Genomic DNA, 23,881 nt, shown 5'->3' with positions numbered 1-23,881 from the left:
CCGCAGTCAGCCTTTCGGCTTCTTCTGCGGCCGCGTCCAGCCCTCGACGCTGGTCTGGCGCGCACGCGACACCGACAACGTGCCGGCCGGCGCGTTGCGGGTGATCACCGAGCCGGCGCCGATGGTCGCGCCCGCCCCGATTTCCACCGGCGCCACCAGCGCCGAATTGGACCCGACAAAGGCGCCGTCGCCGATCACCGTGGCCGACTTGTTCACCCCGTCGTAGTTGCAGGTAATGGTGCCGGCGCCGATGTTCACGCCCGCGCCCACCTGCGCATCCCCCAGGTAGGTCAGGTGGTTGGCCTTGCTGCCCACGCCCATGGTGGTCTTCTTGGTTTCCACGAAGTTGCCCACGTGCACGCCGTCGGCCAGCACCGTGCCCGGGCGCAGCCGCGCATACGGGCCGATCTGCACCGCGCCCTGGGCAACCACGCCATCCAGGTCGCAATGGGCGCGTACCACGGTGCCCGCGCCCAGGCGCACATCCTTCAGCCGGGTGAACGGGCCGATGGATACGCCGTCGCCCAGCTCCACCTCCCCTTCCAGCACCACGTCAACGTCGATCTCCACGTCGCGGCCCACGCGCACCTGCCCGCGCTGGTCGAAGCGGGCCGGGTCCAGCAGGCGTGCGCCCTGCCTGCACAACTCGCGTGCGCAGCGCAACTGGAATGCGCGCTCGAGCTGGGCCAGTTGCCACGGGTCGTTGGCGCCTTCGGCCTCCAGCGGATCGTCCACCACCACCAGTTCGGCCGCGTTGTACTCCTGCGCGGCCATGGCGAAGATGTCGGTCAGGTAGTACTCGCCCTGCGCGTTCTGGTTGGACAGGCGCGCCAGCCAACGCGCCAGCGCGTCCGATTCGGCCGCCACGATGCCGGTGTTGATGGTGCCGATGCGGCGCTGCTCCTCGTTGGCGTCGCGCTGCTCGACGATGGCGGCAACCTTGCCCTGCGGATCGCGGACGATGCGGCCGTAGCCGGTGGGATCGTCCGGCTCGGCCACCAGCACCCGCAGCAGGCCCGGCGCGGCCAGCAGGCCACGCAAGGTGTCGGCGCGGGTCAGCGGCACGTCGCCATACAGCACCAGCACGTCCACCGCCTCGGGAATCCCGGGCAGCGCCTGCTGCACGGCATGGCCGGTGCCCAGCTGCTGCGCCTGCTCGGCCCAGGCCAGGTCGTCCTGCGCGGCAAAGGCCGCGCGCACCGCATCGCCGCCATGCCCGTAGACCACGTGGATGCCGGCAGGCTGCAGCGCGCGTGCGGTGTCGATCACGTGCGCCAGCATCGGCCGCCCGCCCACCGGCTGCAGCACCTTGGGCAGGTCCGATTTCATCCGCTTGCCTTCGCCGGCGGCGAGGATCACCACGTGCAGTGCCTGGGTCATGCGCTCTGGGTTCCGCTACGAATGCGACATGCCGATTCTATACGCCCGCATCGCGCGGATCGGTGCAATGCAGCGTGCCGACCTGCAGGTAACGGCACGCCTGGCCACCGCCCGCATGCAGCGGCCAGGCGCACCCGCGCCCGGGCGATGGAGCATCGACACGGCGGCCACGATCGCCGGGTTTAGACTGCGTGCCTTCACCATCGACCGCGGACCCGACCGATGCCACTCCTCCGCCAGGGCGGCCAGTACCTCGCCTTCGGCCTGCTGCAGCTGGCACTGGACTGGACGATGTTCGTGGCCCTCACCGCGCTGGGCGTGGCGGCCGCACCGGCCAACCTGGCCGGCCGCACCAGCGGCGCCCTGCTCGGATTCTGGCTCAACGGCCGCTACACCTTTGCCGGTGGCGAGGGCGGCCGCCTGGGCTGGCGCCAGTTTGGCCGCTTCTGGCTGCTGTGGCTGGCGGCCACGGTGCTGAGCACGCTGCTGATGGCGCTGGTGGAGATGCGCCTGGGGCTGCGCTGGGCCTGGCTGGCCAAGCCGCTGGTCGAAGGCGCGCTGGCGCTGGGCAATTTCTTCCTGCTGCCGCGGCTGGTGTACCGCCGGTAACCGCGATCGCGCGGCCGCAGACGCCACCTTTGGCGCCATCGATCGGCCGCCACCTGACCTGGATCAGGGCGCACGCATCGGCGCGTGCCCAGGCTGGGAGCTCCTTTCCGCAGGAGCGCACCATGAGCGAACCCAACCCCGTCCCGGACTACACCGCCCACCCGTTCGACGCGCGCGGCATCGCCCGCCGCTTCCGCCATTCGGCCATCTTCGGCGCGCTGGGCGCGCTGGAACCGGGCGAGGCCATGCGCTTCGTCAACGACCACGACCCGCTGCCGCTGCTGGCGCAGCTGAGCGAGCGCTTCGGCGAGCGGGTGGAAATCCTGTACCGGCAGCGCGAGCCGGGCGCGATCGTGATCGACTTCGTCGTGCGCGGCTGAGCCACGTCGGCCCGCCGCTCCGCATTGGCGGACTCACCGCGGTCGCCGGCAAGACGGGCTCCTACACGGGCACGCACCCCCTGTAGGAGCCCGTCTTGCGGGCGACCGCGCGGTGTTCCGGCGGCCGCCGCGCGCTCAGCGCTGCAGGAAATTCTTCAGCAGCGCGTGGCCGTGCTCGGTCAGGATCGACTCGGGGTGGAACTGCACGCCTTCCACCGGATGCTCGCGGTGGCGCAGGCCCATGATCTCCTCGAACGAGCCATCCGGGTTCTCGGTCCAGGCAGTGATTTCCAGCTGCGCCGGAAGCGAGCCGCGCTCGATCACCAGCGAGTGGTAGCGGGTGGCCTCGTAGCCGTCCGGCAGGCCGGCGAACACGCCCTTGCCCTCGTGCCGGATCGCCGAGGTCTTGCCGTGCATGATGTTGCCGGCGCGCACCACCTTGCCGCCATATGCCTGGCCGATGCTCTGGTGGCCCAGGCATACGCCCAGGATCGGCGTGGTCGCGCCCAGCCGTTCGATCACCTGCAGCGACACGCCCGCCTCGTTGGGCGTGCACGGGCCAGGGGAAATGACGATGCGTTCCGGCGCGAGCTTCTCGATCGCGTCCACGCTCATCGCGTCGTTGCGCACCACCTCCACCTCCGCCCCCAGCGCCTGCAGGTACTGCACGAGGTTGAAGGTGAAGCTGTCGTAGTTGTCGATCATCAAGAGCATGTCATTCCCCTCACAGGCCCTTGGCCGCCTGGGCCACGGCGCGGAACAGCGCGCGGCCCTTGTTCATGGTTTCGTCCCACTCCTTCTGCGGGTCGGAGTCGTAGACGATGCCGGCGCCGGCCTGCACGTGCAGGCGGCCGTCCTTGATGACGGCGGTGCGGATGGCGATGGCGGTGTCGGCGTCGCCGTGCCAGCCGATGTAGCCGATGCTGCCGGCATAGACGTTGCGCTTGATCGGCTCCAGCTCGCGGATCACTTCCAGGGCGCGGATCTTGGGCGCGCCGCTGACGGTGCCGGCCGGGAAGGTGGCGCGCAGCACGTCGGCATAGCTCAGGCCCGGCAGCAGCTTGCCGGTGACCTCGCTGACGATGTGCATGACGTGGCTGTAGCGCTCGATCACGAAGCGTTCGCCGACTTCGACGCTGCCGGGCTCGGACACGCGGCCCACGTCGTTGCGGCCCAGGTCGATCAGCATCACGTGTTCGGCCAGTTCCTTCGGGTCGGCCAGCAGGTCCTGTTCCAGCGCCAGGTCCTCGGCCGCGGTCTCGCCGCGCGGACGGGTGCCGGCAATCGGGCGCACGGTGACTTCGCCGCCGCCGTCACCGGCATGTTGCTGGCGCACCAGGATCTCCGGCGAGGAGCCGACCACCTGCACCTGCCCCGTATCCAGGAAGTACATGTACGGCGAAGGATTGAGCGCGCGCAGGGCGCGGTACACATCCACCGGGCGCGCATTGAACGGCACGCTCAGGCGCTGGCTCAGCACCACCTGGAACACGTCGCCGGCGCGGATGTATTCCTTCGATTTTTCCACCGCCTCGATGAAGCCTTCGCGGGTGAAGCCGGAGACGAAATGGCTTTCGTCCAGCACATCGCGGCTCAGCGGCGGCGGGTAGCTGCCGGGATAGCGCAGCTTGTCGGTCAGCGCATCCAGGCGCAGCTGCGCCTGGTCCCAGGCACCGGGCTGGCGCGGATCGGCATGCACGATCAGGTACAGGCGGCCCTTGAGGTTGTCGAACACCGCCAGTTCCTCGGACAGCATCAGGTAGATGTCCGGGGTGTCCAGTTCGTCGGGCTTGTCGCCACCGGCCAGGCGCGGCTCGATGTAGCCGATGCACTCGAAGCCGAACCAGCCGACCAGGCCGCCGGTGAAGCCGGGCAGGCCGTCGAGCTTGGGCACCGCGTAGGCGGCGCGCAGGGCCTCGACCTCGGCGAAGGGGTCGGCGACCTGGCGTGTCTCCACTATCTGGTCGCCCTCGCGCACCTCCATGGTGTGGCCACGGAAGGCGACCGTGCGGCGCGCCGGCAGGCCGATGATCGAGTAGCGGCCGAAGCGTTCGCCGCCCTGGACCGATTCGAGCAGGTAGGTGTGCGGGGCGTCGGCCAGCTTCAGGTAGACCGACAGCGGGGTATCCAGGTCGGACAGCACCTCGCGGACGACGGGAACGCGGGCGTGGCGCTCGGAATCGCGGTATTCAGCGGCGTGGCGCTGGAACTGTTCGGGCGTGATCAAGACGGGCTTCCTTCCGGCGGAACGGGACGGTGCAAACGACGGCGACGGGCCGCCATCGCCAGCACGGGCGCGCGGAAGAACGGGAAAGCCTGATCGTCTGGCCGAACATGGGCCAACTTTAACCGCATCGGCAACGATGCGCAGCCGTTAGCTGCCGGGATAGCGCAGCTTGCCGGACACGGCCCCGGCGGGGAGAGCGGGCACGGTGGACAGCAACGGGCTGTCGGCTGGCAGGTGCATGCGCAGGCGGCCCGGGACACACTCGATCCGGAATCGGCCCGCCTGCGCCGGTTCGCCATCGAGATTGAGCGTGAGCGGGCCGGCGGGCGATTCCAGCTCCACCCACGGCATGCGCGCGCGCACGGCGCTGCGCTCCAGGGCGGCGCGCTGGCCCTCCTTGACCAGGGTGCCGAGCGTACCCAGCATCTCGCCGGACAGCTCCGGGATGACCGTCAGCTCCAGCTGGCCATCGTCCACCCGCGCATCCGGGCACAGCACCCGGCCGCTGCCGGCCTGGCGGCCATTGCCCACGCCCAGTGCCATCACCCCACCCTCCCAGGCGAACCCGGGGCCACGCACGCGCACCGGCACCGATTCGATCCTGCCCAGCCGCGCGATCCCGGTGACCAGGTAGGCCAGCCCGCCGAGCAGCTTCTTCAGGCCCTCGTCGGTGTCCACGGTGACTTCGGTGCCAAAGCCCCCGCTGGCCAGATTGGCGCACCAGCGCTGGTGGCCGTCGGCCTCGATCCGCAGCAGGTCCAGCGGCCGTGCGGGAATCGCGGCGACCAGTTCCAGCGCTGCCAACGGCTCCATGGGAAGGCCGGCGGCGGTGGCAAAATCGTTGGCCGTGCCCAGCGGCAGCAGCCCCAGCGCGGGCAGCGCATCGGCGTCCTGGTCCTGGTTGGCCAGGGCGGCAGCAACCACGCCCAGGGTGCCATCGCCGCCGCCGGCGATCACGGTTGCGGCACCGGCCGCCAGCGCCTCGTCCACGCAGCGCGCCGCATCGCCTTCTTCCCAGGTGACACGCACCGCCAGGCCGAAGCCGCGCGCACGCATCGTCGCTACCGCTTCGCGCACGGCATCGTCGCCGGCGGACTTGCCGTTGAGGATCAACCAGGCCACGGACGCAGCCGCAGGGGTCGGAGGCATGCATGGATCCGAGGGTCGGGAGCGGCGCACGCTAGCAGCCAGCGCCGGCGTCGGGCGTGAATCCACGCGTCGGCCGGGACTTTCGGGATGCGCGGGATATTCGGGTGCCCGGCGCGCTTCAGCCGCGGACGGCGGCCACCGCGGCCTTCATCGCGCCGATCACGTCGGCGTAGTGGGCGCGGCTGCGCGGCTCGGCAAAGATCGCCGAGCCGGCCACGAAGGTATCCGCGCCGGCGGCGGCGATCTGGGCGATGTTGTCGGCCTTGACCCCGCCGTCGATCTCCAGCCGCACCGGCCGGCCGCGCTTGTCGATCATCGCCCGCACCGCGCGCAGCTTGTCCAGCGAGGCGGGAATGAAATCCTGGCCGGCATGGCCGGGGTTGACCGACATCAGCAGCACCAGGTCCAGGTCGTCGAGCACCCAGTCCAGCACTTCCAGCGGCGTGCCCGGGTTGAGTACCAGCCCGGCCTGGCAGCCGTGCGAACGGATCAACTGGATGGTGCGATGCACGTGGCGGCTGGCTTCCGGGTGGAAGCTGATCACGCTGGCGCCGGCCTGGGCGAAGTCCGGCACGATCCGGTCCACCGGCTCGACCATCAGGTGCACGTCGATCGGTGCGGTCACCCCGTGCCTGCGCAGCGCCTGGCAGATCATCGGGCCGATGGTCAGGTTGGGCACGTAGTGGTTGTCCATCACGTCGAAATGGACCCAGTCCGCGTCGGCGGCCAGCACGTTGTCCACCTCCTCGCCAAGGCGGGCAAAATCAGCCGAGAGGATGGATGGGGCGATGACGGTAGGCTGCATGGTCGGCTCGCGAAAGGAAACGGATGGGCGCGGCGTGCGGGGCCTTCAGCGCCGCCTGCGGCTGATGCGGTCGTAGGCGGCGTTGATCGCGCGGGCGCGCTTCTCGGCCTGCGCGCGCACCTCGGGGGCGGCACCGGCAACGCGATCGGGGTGGTACTGGGACATGAGCCGGCGATAGGCCTGCTCGACCTCGGCGTCGCTGGCGTCCGGGTCCAGGCCGAGCTCGGCCCAGGGATCGGCATGCCGGCGCCGGCCGAACCAGTCGCTGTCGAAGGCGTGGCCCAGCAGCAGGCCGATCACTGCGCCGGCCAGCGGGTTGGCCCGCAGCAACAGCGCACCGGCGATCAGCCCGAGCAGTTTTCCGTACCAGCGGTTCATTGAGCAGGCGGCATGCGGAGCGCCCGATTCTACGTCACAGCCGCCCCGGCTGGCCGTACACTGTGCGACCGGCCGCCGCGCGACGTACCGCTGGCGTGGGCCGGGACGTCCCGTCCTGTACCGGAGACCCCGTTGTCCACCACCCTTCTCCAGTCTGATCTCCCCGGCCTGCCGCTGCGCCATCGCGGCAAGGTACGCGACGTGTTCGACCTGCCGCGCGAGCGCATTGCCGATGCGGCGCTGGCCGCGGCCGGCCCCGATGCCGCATCGCCCGACGGCTATCTGCTGATGGTCGCCACCGACCGGTTGTCCGCGTTCGACGTGGTCCTGCCCGATCCGATCCCGGGCAAGGGCGAGATGCTGTGCCAGATCTCCAACTTCTGGTTCGGCAAGACCGCGCACCTGATGCCCAACCACCTCACCGGGATCGATGTGGCCGCAGTGTTGCCCGAAGGCGTGGACGCAGCGCTGTATGCAAAGCGCGCAGTCGTCACCCGCAAGCTCAAGCCGGTGCCGGTGGAAGCCATCGCCCGTGGTTACCTGATCGGCAGCGGCTGGAAGGACTACCAGCGCACCGGCCAGGTCAGCGGCATCGCCTTGCCCGATGGCCTGCGCCAGGCCGAGCAGCTGCCCGAGCCGATCTTCACTCCCTCGACCAAGGCCGCCGTCGGCGACCACGACGAGAACATCGATTTCGACGCGATGGTGCGCACCGTGGGCGGCGAGCTGGCCGAGCGCGTGCGCGACGCGACCCTGCGCCTGTACCGCTACGCGGCCAGCCATGCGGCCGAGCGCGGCATCCTGCTGGCCGACACCAAGTTCGAGTTCGGCACCGACGCCGATGGCCGGCTGTACATCATGGACGAGATGCTCACGCCCGATTCCTCGCGCTACTGGCCGGCCGACGAGTATCAGGTGGGCAGCAGCCCGCCCAGCTACGACAAGCAGATCGTGCGCGACCATCTGGAGACGCTGGACTGGGACAAGACCGCCCCCGGCCCGAAGCTGCCGGCCGAGGTGATCGAACGCACCCGCGCCCGCTACGCCGAGGCGCTGCAGAAGTTGGCCGGCATCCACGTCGATTGAGCCGCCGCTGCCGGCACCACCGGGCCGGTTGCGGGAATGCGGAAGGCGGGATGAGCGCCGGGCGACCGGGTCCGCCGCTGCGGACACCGGTGCCGGGTCGCCCGCAAGACGGGCTCCTACAGCAGCATCGCTGGCACCGGCCGGTGGTCGCGGCCAATGGGCATCGTAGGAGCCGGCCGTGCCGGCGACCGCGGCGAGGGGTGACGCGGCAGAGGCCGTTCCGTGCTGCGAAGTCGCCCGCAAGACGGGCTCCTACAGCACCTCCGAGCTTCGGAACGCCTCCTGTAGGAGCCGGCCTTGCCGGCGACCGCTGCGCCGGCACCGCTGCGGGCCGGCGCAGCGCACGGGGCATTGGCAGGCTATGCTCGGCCCCGAGCCATGCGCATCCTCGGGAGGGATGATGGACGGCACCGTGCTGCGGCCTATCGACCGCTATTTCGCCAGTTATTCCGACGACCATCGCAACGTCCTGAACCAGCGCATCCACGTGGTCGCGGTACCCGCGATCCTGTGGTCGGTGGTCGCCCTGCTGTGGTGCATCCCGGTGTTCGGCACCATTGCCAAGACCGGCATCTGGGCCGCACTGGCGATGTTCTTCGCCTGGATGTTCTATTACCGCATGTCGCGCCCGCTGGGGATGGGCATGCTGGCCGCGTTCTTCTTCTGCGGCTGCCTGTGCCGGCTGCTGGAAATGCGGCTGGGCCTGACGACCCTGCTGATGGCGGCCGCCGGGGTCTTCGTGATTGCCTGGATCGCCCAGTTCGTCGGCCACAAATACGAAGGCCGCAAGCCGAGCTTCCTCACCGACCTGGTCTACCTGCTGATCGGCCCGGCCTGGGTGATGGCGAAGTTCTACCGGCAGATGGGCTGGCGCTACTGAGCCTTTGGCAGGCGCCGGCCATGCCGGCGACCGCACCGGCATGTCACCGGCATGTCGCCGGCAAGGCCGGCTCCTGCAGGGGCGGCTGGAACATGGCGGCGGTGGGCTGGAAGGGACGCGCGGCGTACCCCAGGTCGCGGCGCGCGGGCGCATCGTCGAACACCAGGTCCTGGCGCAGGCGCGCGAGCACCGCGGCCCCGGCATCGTGCAGGCCCAGCAGGCGCGCGCTGGCCGCCGCCATCGCGAATACCGGCCCGGGCAGGATCCACAGCCGCCGCGGCGGCGCCAGCGTCGCCAGCACCCGCGCGACCATCTGCCGGTAATCCAGCGTTTCCCCGCCCGGCAGGTCGTAGCCACGCGCGCGCCCGTCGCCTGTGCCGGGCAGCGCCAGCGCCGCCAGCGCGGCATCGGCCAGGTCGTCCACGTGCACCGGCTGGCGCAGCCCGCGCGCATCGTGGGGCAGGGCAACACCGCCGTAGCGCCGGGCCAGCGCCACGATCCGGCTCAGGTTGCGGTCCAGGCCGGCGCCGTACACCAGGGTCGGGCGCAGCACCGCAACCGCGGCGCCGCGCTCGCGCGCGGCCTGGGCCAGGCGCGCCTCGGCCTGGCCCAGGCGCCGGGCCAGGTCGCGCTCGTGCGGATCGGGCGAATCACCTTTGACATGCACGCTGGTGGAGCCGAATGCGACCACCCGCGCGCGCCCGGTCGCCGTGGCCGCGTACCACTGCGAGAACAGGTCCAGCGGCCCGCAACTGAGCACCGCATCGAAGCCCTGGCCGGGTCCGGCGTCCGGCAGCGCCGCCTGGCGCCAGGCCACGCCCGCCTGCGCCGGGTGCTGCTGGCGCGACAGCGCGGTGACCTGCCAGCCGTCCGCCAGCAGGCGCGCCAGCACCCGCCGGCCGATCTGGCCGCTGGCACCGGCCAGCAGCGCCCGCGGCGGCGGGGTGGCGGATGAGGAGGATGGATCACGCATGGGCCAGAGGATAGCGGGCAGCGCGGCGACGGTTGCAGCGGGCACCCGGACGGCGTGGGCCGAGCCACCGGATGGCGACGCCGTTGCCGGAGCCGCGGAAGCGGCTGTTACACTCGGGCCTGTTCCGCGTCGTTCCACATCGCACACGGATGATCCCCTTTCTGGAAATCCTGCTCGCCCTGCCCTTCGCGGCGGCGGCGGCCCTGGCATGGTTGCGCCCGCGTTCCCGCGCGGCAAGCGCATGGCTGGCTGCGTCCGCGCCGGTGCTGGGCCTGCTGGTGCTGCTGTGGCTGAGCCCTGCGGTGCTGCAGGGCTGGATCCCGCGCGCCGACCATGCGTGGATCCCCCAGGTCGGCTTCAACCTCACCCTGCGCCTGGACGGCCTGGCCTGGATGTTTGCCGGGCTGGTGCTGGCCATCGGTGCGCTGGTGGTGATGTACGCGCACTACTACCTGGCCAGGGAGGACAGCGCGCCGCGCTTCTTCGGCTGCCTGCTGCTGTTCATGGGCTCGATGCTGGGCGTGGTGCTGGCCGGCAACCTGCTGCTGCTGGTGGTGTTCTGGGAGTTGACCAGCATCAGTTCGTTCCTGCTGATCGGCTTCTGGTACAAGCGCCAGGACGCGCGCGAGGGCGCACGCATGGCCCTGGCCATCACCGGCGCAGGCGGCCTGGCCCTGCTCGGTGGCGTGCTGCTGATCGGCCGCATCGTCGGCAGCTACGAGCTGGACGTGGTGCTGGCGGCCGGCGACGTGATCCGCGCCAGCGAGCTGTACCCGTGGATGCTGGCGCTGGTGCTGGCGGGGGTGTTCACCAAGAGTGCGCAGTTCCCGCTGCACTTCTGGCTGCCGCACGCGATGGCCGCGCCCACGCCGGTGTCGGCCTACCTGCACTCGGCCACCATGGTGAAGGCCGGCGTGTTCCTGCTGGCGCGGCTGCACCCGGCGCTGGCCGGCACCGACCTGTTCTTCTACACGGTCAGCGGCATCGGCGCGATCACCCTGCTGCTGGGTGCCTGGTCGGCGATCTTCCAGCATGACCTCAAGGGCCTGCTGGCCTACTCGACCATCTCCCACCTGGGCCTGATCACCCTGCTGTTCGGACTGTCCACGCCGATGGCGGTGGTGGCCGGGGTGTTCCACATCATCAACCACGCCACCTTCAAGGCCTCGCTGTTCATGGCCGCCGGCATCATCGACCACGAGACCGGCACCCGCGACCTGCGCCGGCTGGGCAACCTGCGCCGCTACATGCCCATGACCAGCGCGCTGGCGATCATCGCCTCGCTGGCGATGGCCGGCATCCCGCTGCTCAACGGCTTCCTGTCCAAGGAAATGTTCTTCGCCGAGGCGCTGGAGATCCGCGGCCACCAGTACATGCGCCATGCCATCGGCGTGGCGGCCCTGCTGTACGCGGTGTTCGGCGTGGCCTACAGCCTGCGCTTCGTGCACGAGGCGTTCTTCGGGCAGGGGCCGCGCGCGGTCAAGCGCGAGCCGCACGAGCCGCCGCGCTGGATGAAGATCCCGGTGCAGGTGCTGGTGCTGCTGTGCGTGGCGGTGGGCATGTTCCCGGCCTTCACCGTGGCGCCGGTGCTGCACACCGCGGCCGGGGCGATCCTGGGCCCGGCACTGCCGCGCTACAGCCTGGCGGTGTGGCACGGCGTCAACACCCCGCTGCTGATGAGCCTGGCCGGGATCGCCGGCGGCATCGCGCTGTACTTCGGCCTGCGCCGGCTGCTGGACATGCATGCGATCGTGCGCCGCTCGCTTGGCCGCACCCTGTTCCGCTGGAACATGGACGCGCTGTATTCGGTGGCCGGGCGCTTCACCCGCAAGGTGGCCAACCGCAGCCTGCAGCGCAGCATGGTGTGGCTGGTGCTGGCTGCCGTGGCCGCAGGCGCGGCGCCGTTCCTGTCCGGTGCGCATGCGCCGCTGGAGTGGCGTGCGTCGCAACCGATGCCGCTGCTGGGCTGGCTGATGTGGCTGGTGCTGGTGGCCTGCACGGTGTGGACCATCCGCCTGTACCGCCAGCGCCTGCTGGCGCTGGTGGTGCTTGGCGGCGCCGGGCTGATGGTGAGCCTGACCTTCGTGTTCCTGTCGGCGCCGGACCTTGCCCTGACCCAGTTGCTGGTGGAGATGGTCAGCCTGGCGCTGCTGCTGCTGGGCCTGCACTACCTGCCGCCACGCTCCCCGCCCGAGCGCACGCCGCGCCGGCGCCGGCGCGACGTGGCCGTGGCCGCGGTCGCCGGGCTGGGCACCGGCCTGCTGGCCTACGCGATGATGACCCGAGCGCCCGGCGATGCGGCCAGCCTTGAGATGCTCGCACGCTCGCTGCCGGAGGCTTACGGGCGCAACGTGGTCAACGTGATCCTGGTGGACTTCCGCGGCTTCGACACCTTCGGCGAGATCACCGTGTTCGGCGTGGCCGCGCTGATCGTGCACGCGCTGCTGCGGCGTGCGCGGATGGCGCCCGAGAAGGTGATGTCGAGCCCGCCGATGAAGCTGCCGGTCCCGGCCGACCTGGCCCAGCTGATGTTCCCGCTGACCCTGACCGTATCGGTGTTCCTGTTCCTGCGCGGGCACAATGCGCCCGGCGGCGGGTTCATCGCCGGCCTGGTGCTGGCGGTGCCGCTGCTGATCCAGTACGTGATCCAGGGCGCAGCCTCAGTGGAGTCACGCTTCGGCTTCGACTACATCCGCTGCATCGGCATCGGTCTGATGGTGGCCGGCCTGAGCGGGGCCGCGTCGCTGGTGTTCGGGGTGCCGTTCCTGACCAGTGGCCACCTGGACCTGTCGCTGCCGCTGGTGGGCACGCTGCCGCTGGCCAGCGCCACCGCGTTCGACACCGGCGTGTACCTGGTGGTGTTCGGTGGCGCGATGCTGATCCTGTCGATGCTGGGCACGATCAAGCCCTCGCGCACCCGCCTGGCCCAGGATGGCGTGATCGGCGGCATGCGCTCCACCCGCACCGGGGAGCCCCTCTGATGGAACTGGCCCTGTCCAGCGCAATCGGCATCCTCACCGCCGCAGGCGTGTACCTGCTGCTGCGCGCGCGCTCGTTCGACGTGATCCTGGGGCTGACCCTGCTGTCGTACGCGACCAACCTGCTGATCTTCGCCGGCGGCCGGCTGGTGCCGGGCAAGCCGCCGGTGCTGCGCAATGGCGTGCCCGCCGACCTGGCCCACTACACCGATCCGCTGCCGCAGGCGCTGGTGCTGACCGCCATCGTCATCGCCTTCGCCATGACCGCGGTCAGCATCGTGCTGGCCATCCGCAGCCGTGCCGACAACTACAGCGACCACGTCGATGGCAGCCGCGCCGAGCTGGAGTTCCAGCGCGCCGAGCAGCGCCGCCACGAGGAGGCCCGCGAGGCCGCCGCGGCGGCCATCGGTGAAGCCGTGGACGCGGCCGCCGACCACCAGGGCGTCGACGACGCCCCGCCGGAGCCGCGCGCATGAACCACCTGCCGCTGCTGCCGATCCTGGTGCCGCTGCTGGCCGCCTCGCTGGCGCTGTTCTTCGAACACCGCCGCTTCGGCATGTTGCCGCAGCGGATCGTGGCCTGGAGTTCGATGGCGGTGATGCTGGCCGCGGCCGTGCTGCTGGCCAGCAACGCCAGCGGCGGCGAAATCGCGGTCTACCTGCTGGGCGACTGGCCCTCGCGGCTGGGCATCGTGCTGATGGCCGACCGGCTGTCGGCGCTGATGCTGCTGGTCGGCCTGCTGCTGGCGGTGGCCTGCCTGCTGCACGCCTGCGCCGGCTGGGACCGGCGCGCGCCGCACTTCCATGCGTTCTTCCAGTTCCAGATGATGGGCCTGAACGGCGCCTTCCTCACCGGCGACGTGTTCAACCTGTTCGTGTTCTTCGAAGTGCTGCTGATCTCCTCCTACGGGCTGATGCTCAGTGGCGGCCGCGCCGAGCGCCTGCGCGCGGGCCTGCACTACGTGGCCTTCAACATCGCCGCCTCGACCCTGTTCCTGATTGCGCTGGGCCTGCTGTACGGGCTGCTGGGCACGCTCAACATGGCCGAACTGGCGGTGCGCGTGGCCCAGGCGCCGGCGCAGGACCTGGCCCTGGTCCAGGCTGCCGCCGGCCTGCTGCTGGTGGTGTTCTGCGCCAAGGCCGCGCTGCTGCCGCTGTACCTGTGGCTGCCGCAGACCTACACCCACGCGCCGGCAGCGGTGGCCGCGCTGTTCGCGGTGATGACCAAGGTCGGCCTGTACGCGGTACTGCGGGTGTGCACCCTGGTGTTCGGCGCGGCCGGGCCGCTGGATGGCTTTGCCTGGCCCGCACTGCTGGCACTGGGCGCGGCAACCCTGGTGATGGCGTCGCTGGGCGTGCTGGCGGTCGAGCGCCTGCGCGCATTGGCGGCCTACGCGGTGCTGGCCTCGGCCGCGACGCTGTTCATCGCCTTTGCCCTGGCCCGCGCCGACACCATTGCCGCCGGGTTGTACTACCTGGCCCACAGCACCTTCGCCGGTGCGGCGCTGTTCCTGCTGGCCGACCTCATCCGCCGCCGCCGAGGACGCGCCGGCGACCGCAAGGACCGGATCGTGGCCCTGCCCGACCGGCTGGTCCCCGGCGTGTTGTTCATGCTGATGGCGGTGTCACTGATCGGCCTGCCGCCGCTGTCTGGATTCGTGGGCAAGCTGCTGTTGCTGGCCGCCGTGCCGGCCGGGGTGCATACCGCCTGGGTGTGGCTGCTGGTGCTGGGCAGCAGCCTGATGATGCTGGTGGCGATGGCGCGGGCGGGCACCCGGCTGTTCTGGCGGGTGGAACCATGGCCCGACGCCAGCCCCGAACAGCTCGCCGACTTCACCCCCGCCGATGCCTTGCCCTCCACCCCGCGCCGGCCGCTGGAAACCGCGGCGACCGTGCTGCTGGTGGGGTATGGCGTGGCGATGGTGCTGGCCGCCGCGCCACTGCTGGACTACACCAGCGCCACCGCCGCGCAGTTGCTGGCGCCGGAGGATTACGTGCGCCAGGTCCGCGAGGCCGCACCCGTGCTGAGGGCGCCATGAGCCGCAGGAACCGTCCCTGGCACAAGCGCCTGCTGCCCTCGCCGCCGCTGAGCGTGATGGTGCTGTGCTTCTGGCTGCTGATGAACGACGAGGTCAGCGCTGGGCAACTGTTGCTGGGCGTGCTGCTGGCCATCGCCATCCCGCCGTTCGCCGCGCGCCTGGACCGCGAGTTCGCGCGCGTGGGCCGCCTGCGCCGGCTGCCGCACCTGATAGTGATCATCATCCTGGACATCATCCGCTGCAACATCACCGTCGCCCGCCAGGTGCTCGGCGACGAGAGCAGGATCACGCCCGGGTTCGTATGGTTGCCGCTGGACATCGAGAACATCCACGGCATCGCCACCCTGACCAGCATCATCACCCTGACCCCCGGCACGGTTTCGGCCTCGCTGTCGGAGGACCGCCGCCACCTGCTGGTCCACGTGCTGGACCTGAAGGACCCGGAGGCGGTGATCGACGAGATCAAGACGCGCTACGAGAGGCCCCTGATGGAGATCTTCCCGTGACCCCGCAATCCCTGGTCGGCCTGGCGATCGTGGTGGCGATGCACGTGGTCGGCTTCGCCATGCTGCTGGCGCTGGTGCGGCTGCTGCGCGGGCCGTCGGTGCCGGACCGCATCCTGGCCCTGGACACCCTGTTCGTGGCCACCATCGCCGAGTTGATCCTGTTCGGCATGCACCTCAATACCGCGGTGTACTTCGAGGTGGCGCTGATCATCGCCATGCTCGGCTTCGTCGGCACGGTGGTGCTGAGCAAGTACGTGCTGCGCCGGGACATCGTCGAATGAGCTGGGTATTCGCCACCGCCCTGGTGCTGCTGCTGGGCGCCGGCTGCTTCTTCCTCGTGGTCGGCTCCTACAGCCTGTTGAAGCTGTCGGAGTTCTTCAAGCGCCTGCACGGGCCGACCAAGGCCAGCACCCTGGGCGTGGGCTGCGTGCTGCTGGCATCGGTGGGCCACCATGCGCTGGCCGGCTCCGACCCGCAGCCGCGCGAGCTGCTGATCACCGCGTTCCTGTTCATCACCGCGCCGATCAGCGCGCACCTGATGGCCAAGGCGGCGCTGTCGCTGCACATGGCCGAGCGCCCGCTGCAGCCGGGCGTGGGCCCGGAGCCTGATGATGATGACGGCGACGGCGCGCAGGACGACGACGACGGCCAGCCGTGCTGACCGGCCTCGCGCCTACAGCAGCAGCAGTTCCAGCGCCACCCACGCGCCGAACACCGCCACCAGCACCGCGCCCTCGCCGCGGCCAACCCTGTGGTCGCTGCGCAGCATCGGGTACAGCACCAGCGCCAGCACCACCACCGCCGGCAGTTCCAGCTTCACGAACGAGGCCGGCAATGCCAGCGGCTGCAGCACGGCCATGCCGCCCACGATGACCAGCAGGTTGAACAGGCTGGCGCCGATCACGTGCCCGGCCACCATGTCGCCGTGCCCGCGTCGCGCAGCCACCACCGCGGTGGCGATCTCCGGCAGCGCGGTGCCGATGGCCACCGGCAGCAGGCCCGCCAGCAGCGGACTCAGGCCCCATGCATCGCCCAGCGCCAGGCCACCGGCCACCACCCAGCGCGCGCCGTAGTACAGCAGCGCGATGGCGATGGCCAGGCGCACCAGGTTCAATCCCAGCCCGGTGCGGGTGGCGGCGAATGCGGTGACCGCACCCTGCACCGCCTGCGGTTCGTGGCGCGCGCGGCGCAGCAGCACGGCCACCACCGCGACGAAGCCGGCCAGCAGGGCCACGCCTTCCACCCGGCCCACCGCGCCATCCAGGCCGAACACCATCAGCGCCAGCGCGGCCACCGCCAGCAACACCAGCAGCGGCACGTGCATCCGCGCGCGTTGCAGCAGCGGCGCGGCCAGCGCCGCCACGCCCAGGGTCAGGCCCAGGTTGACCAGGGTGCTGCCCACCGCGTTGCCCAGCGCCAGTTGCGGTTGTTGCTGCGCCAGCGCGCGCAGGTTGACCGCCAGCTCCGGCAGCGAGGTGCCGAAGGCAAGCAGCAGCAAGCCGGCGGTGAATGGCTTCAGGCCCAGGCGCTGGGCCAGGCCGGACGCGCCCTTGATTGCCGAGTCCCCGCCCAGTGCCAGCAGCAGCAGGCCCAGCGCAAATCCTCCCAGTGCTTCGCCCATGGCGGTTCCCTGCGTGTGCGGTCGGCGACGATTCTATGCCAGCCTCGTGCGGGCCGCGGCCGCGCCACTCAGGGCGGGGCGCGGAAGTTGCGCGGCAGGTCCGCCCAGCACTGGCCGTAATCGCGCTGGCGGTGCGGGGCCACAAGGGCCTGGGCGGTGGCGCGCAGCACCGACGCGGTTTCGAACATGAAGGCCATGCTGTCGGTGATCGCGTCGGGCACCGACAGGTCCGCGCTCGAGGCGCGCGCGAACGTGGCCGGGTCCGGCCCGTGTCCGCTCATGCTGTTGTGCAACGAGGCACCGCCGGGCACGAAGCCGCCGGCCTTGGCGTCGTAGGCGCCATGCACCAGGCCCATGAATTCGCTGGCCACGTTGCGGTGGAACCACGGCGGGCGGAACGTGTGCTGGGCCACCAGCCAGCGCGGCGGGAAGATGGCGAAGTCCACGCTGGCCGTGCCCGGCGCATGGCTCGGCGAGGTCAGCACGGTGAAGATGGAAGGATCGGGATGGTCGAAGCTGATCGACCCGATCGCATTGAAGCGGCGCAGGTCGTAGCGGTACGGCGCGCAGTTGCCGTGCCAGGCCACCACGTCCAGGGGGCTGTGGCCGATGTCCGCGCGCCACAGGTGGCCCTGGAACTTGGCCACCAGCTCGAAGTCGCCCTGCAGATCCTCGTAGGCGGCCTGCGGGGTTTGGAAATCGCGCGGGTTGGCCAGCCCGTTGGCGCCGATCGGCCCCAGGTCGGGCAGGCGCAGGTGGGCGCCGAAGTTTTCCAGCACGTAGCCGCGCGCGGGCCCGTCGGGCAGTGCCACCCGGAAGCGGATGCCGCGCGGGATCACCGCCACCTGCTGCGGCTCCACCTGCAGCACGCCCAGCTCGGTGGCGATGTGCAGCCGGCCCAGTTGCGGCACCAGCAGCAGCTCGGCGTCGGCATCGTAGAAGTAGCGCGTGGTCATGTCGCGGTCGGCCGCGTACAGGTGCACGGCCACGCCCTGCTGTGCGGCAGGCGAGCCGTTGCCGGCCATGGTGAACAGGCCCTCGACGAAGTCGGCCGGCGCGCCGGGCAGCGGCAGCGGGTCCCAGCGCATCTGCTCCGGGTTGAGCGGGCCGCGGCCGAAATCGTTGTGGAACGCGTGCTGGGCCAGCGGGGTGAATGCACCATGGACCGCGGCCGGAAGGATGCGGTACAGCCAGCTGCGCCGGTTGTGCGCGCGCGGCGCGGTGAATGCGGTGGCCGTGAGCTGCTCGGCGTAGAGGCCGTATGCGGGCCGCTGCGGCGAGTTCTGGCCCTGCGGCAATGCGCCCGGCAGGGCCTCGCTGGCGAACTCGTTGCCGAAGCCGGTCATGTAGCGCTCGGATGCCGATGTCATGTTCGCCTCGCCGTGCTGGTGCTGGTGCCGGGTGGGCGCCGGGGGTCGCCGGCAAGACCGGCTCCTACAGGGGGTGGGCAATGGGTCGCCGGCAAGACCGGCTCCTACAGGACGCCGCGCCGCATCTGGTCGCGCTCGATGCTCTCGAACAGCGCCTGGAAATTGCCCTCGCCAAAACCCTCATTGCCCTTGCGCTGGATGATCTCGAAGAAGATCGGGCCGACCGCGTTCTGGGTGAAGATCTGCAGCAGCTTGCGCGTGCCGGTTTCCGGGTCGGCATCGATCAGGATCCGGTTCTTCTTCAGCCGCTGCACGTCCTCGCCATGGCCGGGAATGCGCTGGTCGATCACGTCGAAGTAGGTATCGGGCGTATCCAGGAACTGGATCCCGGCCGCGCGCATCTGCTCCACGGTGGCGTGGATGTCCTCGGTGAAGCAGGCGATGTGCTGGATGCCCTCGCCGCGATAGGCCTCCAGGTACTCGTTGATCTGCGACTTGGGGTCGGTCGATTCGTTGAGCGGGATCCGGACCATGCCGTCGGGTGCGGTCATCGCCTTGGACAGCAACCCGGTCCTGGCGCCCTTGATGTCGAAGTAGCGGATCTCGCGGAAGTTGAACAACCGCTCGTAGTAATCCGCCCACCTGTCCATGTTGCCCGGATAGAGGTTGTGGGTGAGGTGGTCGATGAAGGTCAGGCCGAAGCCCTTGGGCATGCGCTCCACGCCCGGCAGGTACGCATAGTCCGGATCATGGATGGTGCCCTGGTCGTCGTAGCGGTCGACGATGTAGAGCATGCAGCCGCCGATGCCCTTGATCACCGGCGCGGCCACCGCCTTGCCCAGTTGCTCGTCCTCGGCGAAGGGCTCGGCGCCGTTGCGCAGCGCCTGGGTGCGCACCCAGTCGGCCAGCTTCCTGACCCGGATGGCAAAGCCGCAGGCGGATGGACCATGCTGGGCGGCAAAGCGCGCGGCGAACGAGTCCGGGTCCTCGTTGAGCAGGAAGGTGCAGTCACCCTGGCGGTAGGTGCTGATCGGCCGCTCGCGGTGGTGGGCGATGCGCACGAAGCCCAGCCTACGGAAGTAATCGTGGAGCCTGGGGGCGTCTTCGGGCGGGGCCGCGAACTCGACGAATTCGAAGCCGTCGATGCCCATCGGGTTGTCGAACTGCTGCGCCACGGCGCCGCCGGCGCCGGGCGATCCGGAGGAAAGGACTTGCGGTTGCTCGCGCATGGTGGCTTCCTGAGCATCCCGGTGGGGATCGGGACCTGATATATTTCCTTATAGTTACGTGTGCAACCACATGCAAGGTAGCCTGCAGCAATGACCGTTTCCGCAGAATCCGAAGCCGCCGCCGCGTTCGATGCCTCCGGGCATGCGCAGCTTGAACTGGAGCACTTCCTCCCTTATCGGCTGAGCGTGCTGTCCAACCGCGTCAGCCAGACCATCGCCGACATCTACCAGAAGCGGTTTGGCCTGGCGATCACCGAATGGCGGGTGATGGCCGTGCTCGGCCGCTTCCCCGACCTGTCGGCCAACGAAGTGGCCGAGCGCACCGCGATGGACAAGGTCGCGGTCAGCCGCGCCGTGGCCCGGCTGCTGGAGCGCAGCCTGATCAAGCGCGAGATCCACAGTGATGACCGCCGCCGCTCGGTGCTGGCGCTGTCGGAAGTGGGCTACACCGTGTACGACGAAATCGCGCCGATGGCGCTGGCCTGCGAGCAGCGGCTGATCGCCACCCTCGACGAGCAGGAGCGCGTGGTGCTGGACCGCCTGCTGCACAAGCTTGCCGGCCCGGGGCTGGCGGCGTTGCGCGAAGGCGTCTAGCAGGCACTCAGGGCGCTGGCGGCATCCAGCGTTCGAGGAACCCGCGCACTTGGCGCTGGTGCGGGCTCCCGTCGTCCATCAACGCCTCGCCCGGCTGTGCGTGCAGGAGCTGGCCATCGGCATCCAGCACCAGCAGGTGCGGTGCCGGCGCATCCGTGCCGCCCGGATAGGCGGCCAGCAGTTGCGCGTTGCCCGCCGCGCTGCGATCCACCCTGACCCAGACGAAGCCGGCATCGCGCTGGCGCCGCAACGCGGCCTCGCCCTCGATCATCTCGTCCAGCGCCGCGCACGGCGCGCAATCGGCGGTGCCCAGTTCCAGCACGATGTGGCGGCCGCCGCGCTTGGCTTCGACCTTGGCCGTTTCCAGGTCCGCACGTGCATCGCGCGCCGGGTCGAACCCGGCGCCCAGCCCGGCGATGGCGGCCACGTCGGCCGCCGCGCGGGTGTTGCCCGAGGCGACCGGCTCGGTAGGGTCGGGCAATGCCGGCCGGGTCGGCGAGGTATCCACCGGCTGCGGCGGCCCGGAGGTCGCCGGCACCTCGCCGCCGCCACAGGCAGCCAGCCACAGCGCCATGGCCAGCGCACCGGGCATGCGCGCGTGCATCCTCACTTCACCCCGTGCATCAGCTTCTGGATCAGCGGCGCGATCAGGAACAGCAGCACGCCGCTGCCCATCAGGATCCAGAAACCGAGTGTGTAGCCGGTGAAGGCCGACTCCACGGTCATGCCCGTCTCTCCGCTCACGTGGCTGGCGAAAATGCCCGACAGGTTGTTGCCGATGGCCGTGGACAGGAACCAGCCACCCATGCCGAAGCCCACCAGGCGCACCGGTGCCAGCTTGGTCACCATCGACAGGCCGATCGGCGACAGGCACAGCTCGCCCACCGACTGGATGACGTAGACCATGAACAGCGTCCAGAACGGGATCTTCAGCGTCTGCGGGTCGACCAGGCTGGACAGGGCGAACATCAGCAGCAGGAAGGCCAGCCCGTTGAAGATGATGCCGAGGCCGAACTTGCGCGGGATCGACGGGTTGGCGGTGGCGGTGGCGCCTGTCACGTCGATCCGGGTCGCCCAACCGCCCAGCACCAGGATCAGTGCCGAGATCACGTAGAAGGCCCAGCCCGGCAGCACGCCCAGGCCGGCGAGGCGGTACATGGCCACGATCGCGAACACGGTCGAGGCGGCGCCCAGGGCCAGGCGCACCACGCGCATCGCGCCGCCTCCGGCCTGGATCCGGCTGAGCCGGACCCACAGCCAGGCCAGCACCGGCGCCAGGGTGATGATCGCCACCGAGTTCACTGACTGGAACCAGCCGACCGGGAAGATCCAGTCGCCGAACTCGCGGTCGACGATGTTCTGGGCCAGGAAGTTGAACGAGCTTCCGGCCTGCTCGAAGAAGCACCAGAACAGTACGTTGAAGGTGAAGATGATGAGCATGGCGATGGCCATGTCGCGGCGCACCGCGCCATCGCGGAAGCCTTCGACCAGGATCAGCACGCACAGCACCACGAACAGCGCGCCCAGCAGCCAGGCCAGGACCGTGGCGGCCGACAGGGTCCTCTCGTAGTCGAGCACGCCGTCGACGTAGGCAGGTTCGATCGCGCCAGCCTGCATCAGCAGCCTGGCGACCATTTCGGCGAAGCCGCCGCCCAGCAAGTAATAGATCACCGGGATCGCCGCCAGGGTGGCCAGGGCCACCCACAGCACCCGCTGCGGGCCGGCCGCTCCCTCGATCGGGGCGCCGATGCCCTGCAGCTGGCGGCGGCCGAACCAGAACCACACCAGGCTCACCACCATGCCCACGCCGGAAGCGATGAACACGGCCTTGTATGCCGGCATCTCCGGCGAACCGCCGAACATGCGCTCGGCCAGCCAGCCGGTCAGCAGCGGCGCAATCATCGCGCCGAGGTTGATGCCCATGTAGAACAGGGTGAATCCCGAGTCGCGGCGCTCGTCGCCGGCCACGTACAGCTTGCCCACCATGGTGGAGATGTTGGGCTTGAACAGGCCGTTGCCGGCAATCACCGTGGCCAGGCCGATCTCGAACACCTGCTGGCTCGGCACCGCGATCAGGAACAACCCGGCCGCCATTACCACCGCGCCCAGCAGGATCGAACGCTGGTAGCCGATGATGCGGTCGGCCACGTAGCCGCCGAACAGGGCCGCCGCGTAGACCAGGGCAAGGTAGGCGCCGTACAGCCGGCTGGCAGGCGCTTCTCCGGCGCTGTCCCCGCCATGGAACTGGGCCACGATGTACAGCGCCAGCGCCCAGCGCATGCCGTAGAAGGCGAAGCGCTCCCAGAACTCGGTCATGAACAGCATCCACAGCGGGCGCGGGTGGCCCATGACCTGGGGGAACAGGGGTGGCTGCGGAGGCGCGGCGGGGGTGTCGGGCACGACGGTGTCGGCGCTCATGGGAATCCTTGGATGCGAATGGGGTTGGGGGGCCGGCAGCCCCCGGAAGTGGCCCGAGAATCACCGACGGCCACGCCCGCGTCAATGCGAACGCCGTCACGACGGCGCGCGCCGATCCATGGATTTCCCTTGGGTGGCCGCAGCTTGGGCGGCCGCGGCTTGCGCGGCCCCCGGTGCCCGCTGCCGGCGTTACGCCGGGCCGATGCTGGTACGCACCTCGAACAGCTCCGGGAAGAAGGTCAGCTCCAGCGCCTTCTTCAGGAAGCCCACGCCGCTGGAGCCGCCGGTGCCGCGCTTGAAGCCGATGATCCGCATCACCGTGCGCATGTGCCGGAAGCGCCAGGTCTGGAACTGGGTTTCCAGGTCCACCAGGTCCTCGCACAACTGGTACTCGCGCCAGTAGCGGTCGGTGTCCTGGTAGATGCGCTCCAGCACCGGCAGCAGCGCCGGGTCGGAGACGTGGGCCACGCTCCAGTCGGCGTGCCGATCCAGGTAGCGCGCGGGGATGTCATGGCCGAAGCGCGCCAGGTAACGCAGGAACTCCTCGTACAGGCTCGGTGCCTCCAGCTCGTCGCGCAGCGCGGCCTGGCCCTGCGGATCGTGGGCAAACACCTTCACCATGGCCGCGTTCTTGTTGCCCAGCAGGAACTCCACCGCGCGGTACTGCAGCGACTGGAACCCGGACGAGGGCCCGAGCAGGTGGCGGAAGCCCATGTACTCGGACGGAGTAAGCGTCTCCAGCACCGACCACTGCTCGGTCAACTGGCGCAACACCTGCTTGCTGCGCGCCATCACCTTGCGGCACTGCCACACCTGGTCGGCCATCAGGAACCGGCGCGCGGCCTGCATCTCGTGCATCAGCAGCTTCAGCCACAGCTCCGAGGTCTGGTGCTGGATGATGAACAGCATCTCGTCATGGTGCGGCGGGTCGCTCAACGGCTGCTGCGCCGACAACAGCCGGTCCAGGTGCAGGTAGCCGGCATACGTCATCCGGCCGTGCAGGTCGGTGTGGATGCCCGGTTCAAGCGGGCGCTGGTTGTGTTCTAGGGTCATCGGCGTGGGGTGTCGCGGAAGGCGCGAAACGACAAGGTTAACGCAGCGTGGTCACGGCCACGGCCCATCACCGTTATGATCGGCAGGAGTCCGTACCCGGTGCCGCATGCAAGTGCATGGATTGAAAGCGTTGTTGCGCTGCACGGCAGGATTCCGGCAACCGGTCCGTACCATATGCAACTTTCCGCAGGCTTTCCCGCGCTGGTG

Annotated in this window: 23 protein-coding genes and 1 pseudogene; 11 read left to right on the top strand and 13 right to left on the bottom strand. The window is 70.0% G+C overall.

The features are described from left to right. Positions 1–6 precede the first annotated feature (6 nt). Positions 7–1,380 carry a bifunctional UDP-N-acetylglucosamine diphosphorylase/glucosamine-1-phosphate N-acetyltransferase GlmU gene (glmU, locus tag ACEJ41_RS01450; RefSeq protein ID WP_374013029.1) on the bottom strand — a complete coding sequence of 458 codons (1,374 nt, stop codon included), beginning with the start codon at positions 1,378–1,380 and terminating at the stop codon, positions 7–9. A 222-nt stretch (positions 1,381–1,602) separates the two neighbouring features. Between glmU and ACEJ41_RS01445 the strand changes: the two genes are divergently transcribed. Next, the gene (locus ACEJ41_RS01445) at positions 1,603–1,989 is read left to right on the top strand and encodes a GtrA family protein (protein ID WP_374013028.1); all 387 of its coding nucleotides are present in this window, start codon (positions 1,603–1,605) and stop codon (positions 1,987–1,989) included. A gap of 122 nt (positions 1,990–2,111) precedes the next feature. Then, the gene (locus tag ACEJ41_RS01440; RefSeq protein WP_374013027.1) at positions 2,112–2,369 is read left to right on the top strand and encodes a DUF2249 domain-containing protein; all 258 of its coding nucleotides are present in this window, start codon (positions 2,112–2,114) and stop codon (positions 2,367–2,369) included. A gap of 135 nt (positions 2,370–2,504) precedes the next feature. On the opposite strand, the gene ACEJ41_RS01435 is transcribed toward ACEJ41_RS01440, so the two are convergent. The 5 genes from ACEJ41_RS01435 to ACEJ41_RS01415 form a co-directional block, all read right to left on the bottom strand. Then, positions 2,505–3,083, bottom strand: a complete 579-nt coding sequence (locus ACEJ41_RS01435; RefSeq protein WP_374013026.1) for an aminodeoxychorismate/anthranilate synthase component II — start codon at positions 3,081–3,083, stop codon at positions 2,505–2,507. A gap of 10 nt (positions 3,084–3,093) precedes the next feature. Further along, positions 3,094–4,596: an anthranilate synthase component I gene (trpE, locus tag ACEJ41_RS01430; RefSeq protein WP_374013025.1), complete on the bottom strand. Its 1,503-nt coding sequence runs from the start codon at positions 4,594–4,596 to the stop codon at positions 3,094–3,096. Positions 4,597–4,743: 147 nt separating this feature from the next. Then, complete coding sequence (gene yegS, locus ACEJ41_RS01425; protein WP_374013024.1) at positions 4,744–5,745, bottom strand: lipid kinase YegS; 1,002 nt, start codon at positions 5,743–5,745, stop codon at positions 4,744–4,746. A gap of 118 nt (positions 5,746–5,863) precedes the next feature. Then, positions 5,864–6,550, bottom strand: coding sequence for a ribulose-phosphate 3-epimerase (gene rpe, locus ACEJ41_RS01420; protein ID WP_374013023.1), 687 nt, complete (start codon positions 6,548–6,550; stop codon positions 5,864–5,866). A gap of 45 nt (positions 6,551–6,595) precedes the next feature. Beyond that, positions 6,596–6,928: a DnaJ family molecular chaperone gene (locus ACEJ41_RS01415; RefSeq protein WP_374013022.1), complete on the bottom strand. Its 333-nt coding sequence runs from the start codon at positions 6,926–6,928 to the stop codon at positions 6,596–6,598. Positions 6,929–7,060: 132 nt separating this feature from the next. Here ACEJ41_RS01415 and ACEJ41_RS01410 point away from each other — a divergent pair, with 132 nt between their 5' ends. Further along, positions 7,061–8,014: a phosphoribosylaminoimidazolesuccinocarboxamide synthase gene (locus ACEJ41_RS01410; RefSeq protein ID WP_374013021.1), complete on the top strand. Its 954-nt coding sequence runs from the start codon at positions 7,061–7,063 to the stop codon at positions 8,012–8,014. A 400-nt stretch (positions 8,015–8,414) separates the two neighbouring features. Next, positions 8,415–8,894 (top strand): DUF962 domain-containing protein, encoded by a 480-nt coding sequence (locus ACEJ41_RS01405; RefSeq protein WP_374013020.1) that lies wholly within the window; start codon positions 8,415–8,417, stop codon positions 8,892–8,894. A gap of 43 nt (positions 8,895–8,937) precedes the next feature. Here the strand turns inward: ACEJ41_RS01405 and ACEJ41_RS01400 are convergent, their stop codons facing one another. Next, on the bottom strand, positions 8,938–9,867 hold the full coding sequence (locus ACEJ41_RS01400; protein WP_374013019.1) for an NAD-dependent epimerase/dehydratase family protein: 930 nt from the start codon (positions 9,865–9,867) through the stop codon (positions 8,938–8,940). Between the two features lie 149 nt (positions 9,868–10,016). Between ACEJ41_RS01400 and ACEJ41_RS01395 the strand changes: the two genes are divergently transcribed. The 6 genes and pseudogenes from ACEJ41_RS01395 to ACEJ41_RS01370 all read left to right on the top strand — a co-directional run bounded on the left by ACEJ41_RS01395 (position 10,017) and on the right by ACEJ41_RS01370 (position 16,050). Beyond that, positions 10,017–12,848: a monovalent cation/H+ antiporter subunit A gene (locus ACEJ41_RS01395; protein WP_374013018.1), complete on the top strand. Its 2,832-nt coding sequence runs from the start codon at positions 10,017–10,019 to the stop codon at positions 12,846–12,848. Next, a pseudogene (locus tag ACEJ41_RS01390) lies at positions 12,848–13,171 on the top strand (Na+/H+ antiporter subunit C); the annotation flags it as partial. The gene ACEJ41_RS01395 and the pseudogene ACEJ41_RS01390, both read left to right, overlap by 1 nt. A gap of 146 nt (positions 13,172–13,317) precedes the next feature. Beyond that, complete coding sequence (locus tag ACEJ41_RS01385; protein WP_374013017.1) at positions 13,318–14,883, top strand: monovalent cation/H+ antiporter subunit D; 1,566 nt, start codon at positions 13,318–13,320, stop codon at positions 14,881–14,883. Continuing rightward, complete coding sequence (locus tag ACEJ41_RS01380) at positions 14,880–15,389, top strand: Na+/H+ antiporter subunit E (protein ID WP_374013016.1); 510 nt, start codon at positions 14,880–14,882, stop codon at positions 15,387–15,389. The genes ACEJ41_RS01385 and ACEJ41_RS01380 overlap by 4 nt, the downstream gene beginning before the upstream one ends. Before the next feature lie 38 nt (positions 15,390–15,427). Further along, positions 15,428–15,670, top strand: coding sequence for a K+/H+ antiporter subunit F (locus tag ACEJ41_RS01375; protein ID WP_374014031.1), 243 nt, complete (start codon positions 15,428–15,430; stop codon positions 15,668–15,670). Further along, positions 15,667–16,050 carry a Na+/H+ antiporter subunit G gene (locus ACEJ41_RS01370; protein WP_374013015.1) on the top strand — a complete coding sequence of 128 codons (384 nt, stop codon included), beginning with the start codon at positions 15,667–15,669 and terminating at the stop codon, positions 16,048–16,050. Before ACEJ41_RS01375 ends, ACEJ41_RS01370 begins: the two co-directional genes overlap by 4 nt. Positions 16,051–16,062: 12 nt before the next feature. Here the strand turns inward: ACEJ41_RS01370 and ACEJ41_RS01365 are convergent, their stop codons facing one another. From ACEJ41_RS01365 to hppD, 3 genes are all read right to left on the bottom strand, one after another. Continuing rightward, positions 16,063–17,010 carry a sodium:calcium antiporter gene (locus ACEJ41_RS01365; protein ID WP_374013014.1) on the bottom strand — a complete coding sequence of 316 codons (948 nt, stop codon included), beginning with the start codon at positions 17,008–17,010 and terminating at the stop codon, positions 16,063–16,065. A 68-nt stretch (positions 17,011–17,078) separates the two neighbouring features. Next, complete coding sequence (hmgA, locus tag ACEJ41_RS01360) at positions 17,079–18,380, bottom strand: homogentisate 1,2-dioxygenase (protein ID WP_374013013.1); 1,302 nt, start codon at positions 18,378–18,380, stop codon at positions 17,079–17,081. Between the two features lie 104 nt (positions 18,381–18,484). Further along, positions 18,485–19,531, bottom strand: a complete 1,047-nt coding sequence (gene hppD / locus ACEJ41_RS01355) for a 4-hydroxyphenylpyruvate dioxygenase (protein WP_374014030.1) — start codon at positions 19,529–19,531, stop codon at positions 18,485–18,487. Between the two features lie 168 nt (positions 19,532–19,699). Between hppD and ACEJ41_RS01350 the strand changes: the two genes are divergently transcribed. After that, positions 19,700–20,203, top strand: a complete 504-nt coding sequence (locus tag ACEJ41_RS01350) for a MarR family winged helix-turn-helix transcriptional regulator (protein ID WP_374013012.1) — start codon at positions 19,700–19,702, stop codon at positions 20,201–20,203. 7 nt (positions 20,204–20,210) lie between these two features. Here the strand turns inward: ACEJ41_RS01350 and ACEJ41_RS01345 are convergent, their stop codons facing one another. The 3 genes from ACEJ41_RS01345 to ACEJ41_RS01335 all read right to left on the bottom strand — a co-directional run bounded on the left by ACEJ41_RS01345 (position 20,211) and on the right by ACEJ41_RS01335 (position 23,674). Next, positions 20,211–20,807 (bottom strand): thioredoxin family protein, encoded by a 597-nt coding sequence (locus ACEJ41_RS01345; protein WP_374013011.1) that lies wholly within the window; start codon positions 20,805–20,807, stop codon positions 20,211–20,213. Between the two features lie 2 nt (positions 20,808–20,809). Continuing rightward, a complete protein-coding gene (locus ACEJ41_RS01340) occupies positions 20,810–22,621 on the bottom strand; it encodes a peptide MFS transporter (RefSeq protein ID WP_374013010.1) in 1,812 nt (603 codons plus the stop codon). A 189-nt stretch (positions 22,622–22,810) separates the two neighbouring features. After that, the gene (locus tag ACEJ41_RS01335; protein WP_374013009.1) at positions 22,811–23,674 is read right to left on the bottom strand and encodes a tryptophan 2,3-dioxygenase; all 864 of its coding nucleotides are present in this window, start codon (positions 23,672–23,674) and stop codon (positions 22,811–22,813) included. Between the last annotated feature and the right edge of the window lie 207 nt (positions 23,675–23,881).

The sequence above is a fragment of the Pseudoxanthomonas koreensis genome (assembly GCF_041890415.1).
In the GTDB taxonomy this organism is placed as follows: Bacteria; Pseudomonadota; Gammaproteobacteria; order Xanthomonadales; family Xanthomonadaceae; genus Pseudoxanthomonas; species Pseudoxanthomonas koreensis_A.
The sequence above is the reverse complement of the archived record's forward strand: the minus strand, read 5'-3'. Positions and strand labels throughout refer to the sequence as shown.

Excerpts from the sequence above, each read along its gene's own strand:
- glmU (WP_374013029.1), bottom strand. The coding sequence starts at position 1,380 with ATGACCCAGGCACTGCACGTGGTGATCCTCGCCGCCGGCGAAGGCAAG.
- hmgA (WP_374013013.1), bottom strand. The coding sequence starts at position 18,380 with ATGACATCGGCATCCGAGCGCTACATGACCGGCTTCGGCAACGAGTTC.
- ACEJ41_RS01380 (WP_374013016.1), top strand. The coding sequence starts at position 14,880 with ATGAGCCGCAGGAACCGTCCCTGGCACAAGCGCCTGCTGCCCTCGCCG.
- ACEJ41_RS01335 (WP_374013009.1), bottom strand. The coding sequence starts at position 23,674 with ATGACCCTAGAACACAACCAGCGCCCGCTTGAACCGGGCATCCACACC.
- yegS (WP_374013024.1), bottom strand. The coding sequence starts at position 5,745 with ATGCCTCCGACCCCTGCGGCTGCGTCCGTGGCCTGGTTGATCCTCAAC.
- ACEJ41_RS01370 (WP_374013015.1), top strand. The coding sequence starts at position 15,667 with ATGAGCTGGGTATTCGCCACCGCCCTGGTGCTGCTGCTGGGCGCCGGC.
- ACEJ41_RS01385 (WP_374013017.1), top strand. The coding sequence starts at position 13,318 with ATGAACCACCTGCCGCTGCTGCCGATCCTGGTGCCGCTGCTGGCCGCC.
- ACEJ41_RS01365 (WP_374013014.1), bottom strand. The coding sequence starts at position 17,010 with ATGGGCGAAGCACTGGGAGGATTTGCGCTGGGCCTGCTGCTGCTGGCA.
- ACEJ41_RS01415 (WP_374013022.1), bottom strand. The coding sequence starts at position 6,928 with ATGAACCGCTGGTACGGAAAACTGCTCGGGCTGATCGCCGGTGCGCTG.
- rpe (WP_374013023.1), bottom strand. The coding sequence starts at position 6,550 with ATGCAGCCTACCGTCATCGCCCCATCCATCCTCTCGGCTGATTTTGCC.
- ACEJ41_RS01395 (WP_374013018.1), top strand. The coding sequence starts at position 10,017 with ATGATCCCCTTTCTGGAAATCCTGCTCGCCCTGCCCTTCGCGGCGGCG.
- ACEJ41_RS01405 (WP_374013020.1), top strand. The coding sequence starts at position 8,415 with ATGGACGGCACCGTGCTGCGGCCTATCGACCGCTATTTCGCCAGTTAT.
- ACEJ41_RS01400 (WP_374013019.1), bottom strand. The coding sequence starts at position 9,867 with ATGCGTGATCCATCCTCCTCATCCGCCACCCCGCCGCCGCGGGCGCTG.
- ACEJ41_RS01340 (WP_374013010.1), bottom strand. The coding sequence starts at position 22,621 with ATGAGCGCCGACACCGTCGTGCCCGACACCCCCGCCGCGCCTCCGCAG.
- hppD (WP_374014030.1), bottom strand. The coding sequence starts at position 19,531 with ATGGGCATCGACGGCTTCGAATTCGTCGAGTTCGCGGCCCCGCCCGAA.
- ACEJ41_RS01440 (WP_374013027.1), top strand. The coding sequence starts at position 2,112 with ATGAGCGAACCCAACCCCGTCCCGGACTACACCGCCCACCCGTTCGAC.
- ACEJ41_RS01375 (WP_374014031.1), top strand. The coding sequence starts at position 15,428 with ATGCACGTGGTCGGCTTCGCCATGCTGCTGGCGCTGGTGCGGCTGCTG.
- ACEJ41_RS01445 (WP_374013028.1), top strand. The coding sequence starts at position 1,603 with ATGCCACTCCTCCGCCAGGGCGGCCAGTACCTCGCCTTCGGCCTGCTG.
- ACEJ41_RS01345 (WP_374013011.1), bottom strand. The coding sequence starts at position 20,807 with ATGCACGCGCGCATGCCCGGTGCGCTGGCCATGGCGCTGTGGCTGGCT.
- ACEJ41_RS01435 (WP_374013026.1), bottom strand. The coding sequence starts at position 3,083 with ATGCTCTTGATGATCGACAACTACGACAGCTTCACCTTCAACCTCGTG.
- ACEJ41_RS01350 (WP_374013012.1), top strand. The coding sequence starts at position 19,700 with ATGACCGTTTCCGCAGAATCCGAAGCCGCCGCCGCGTTCGATGCCTCC.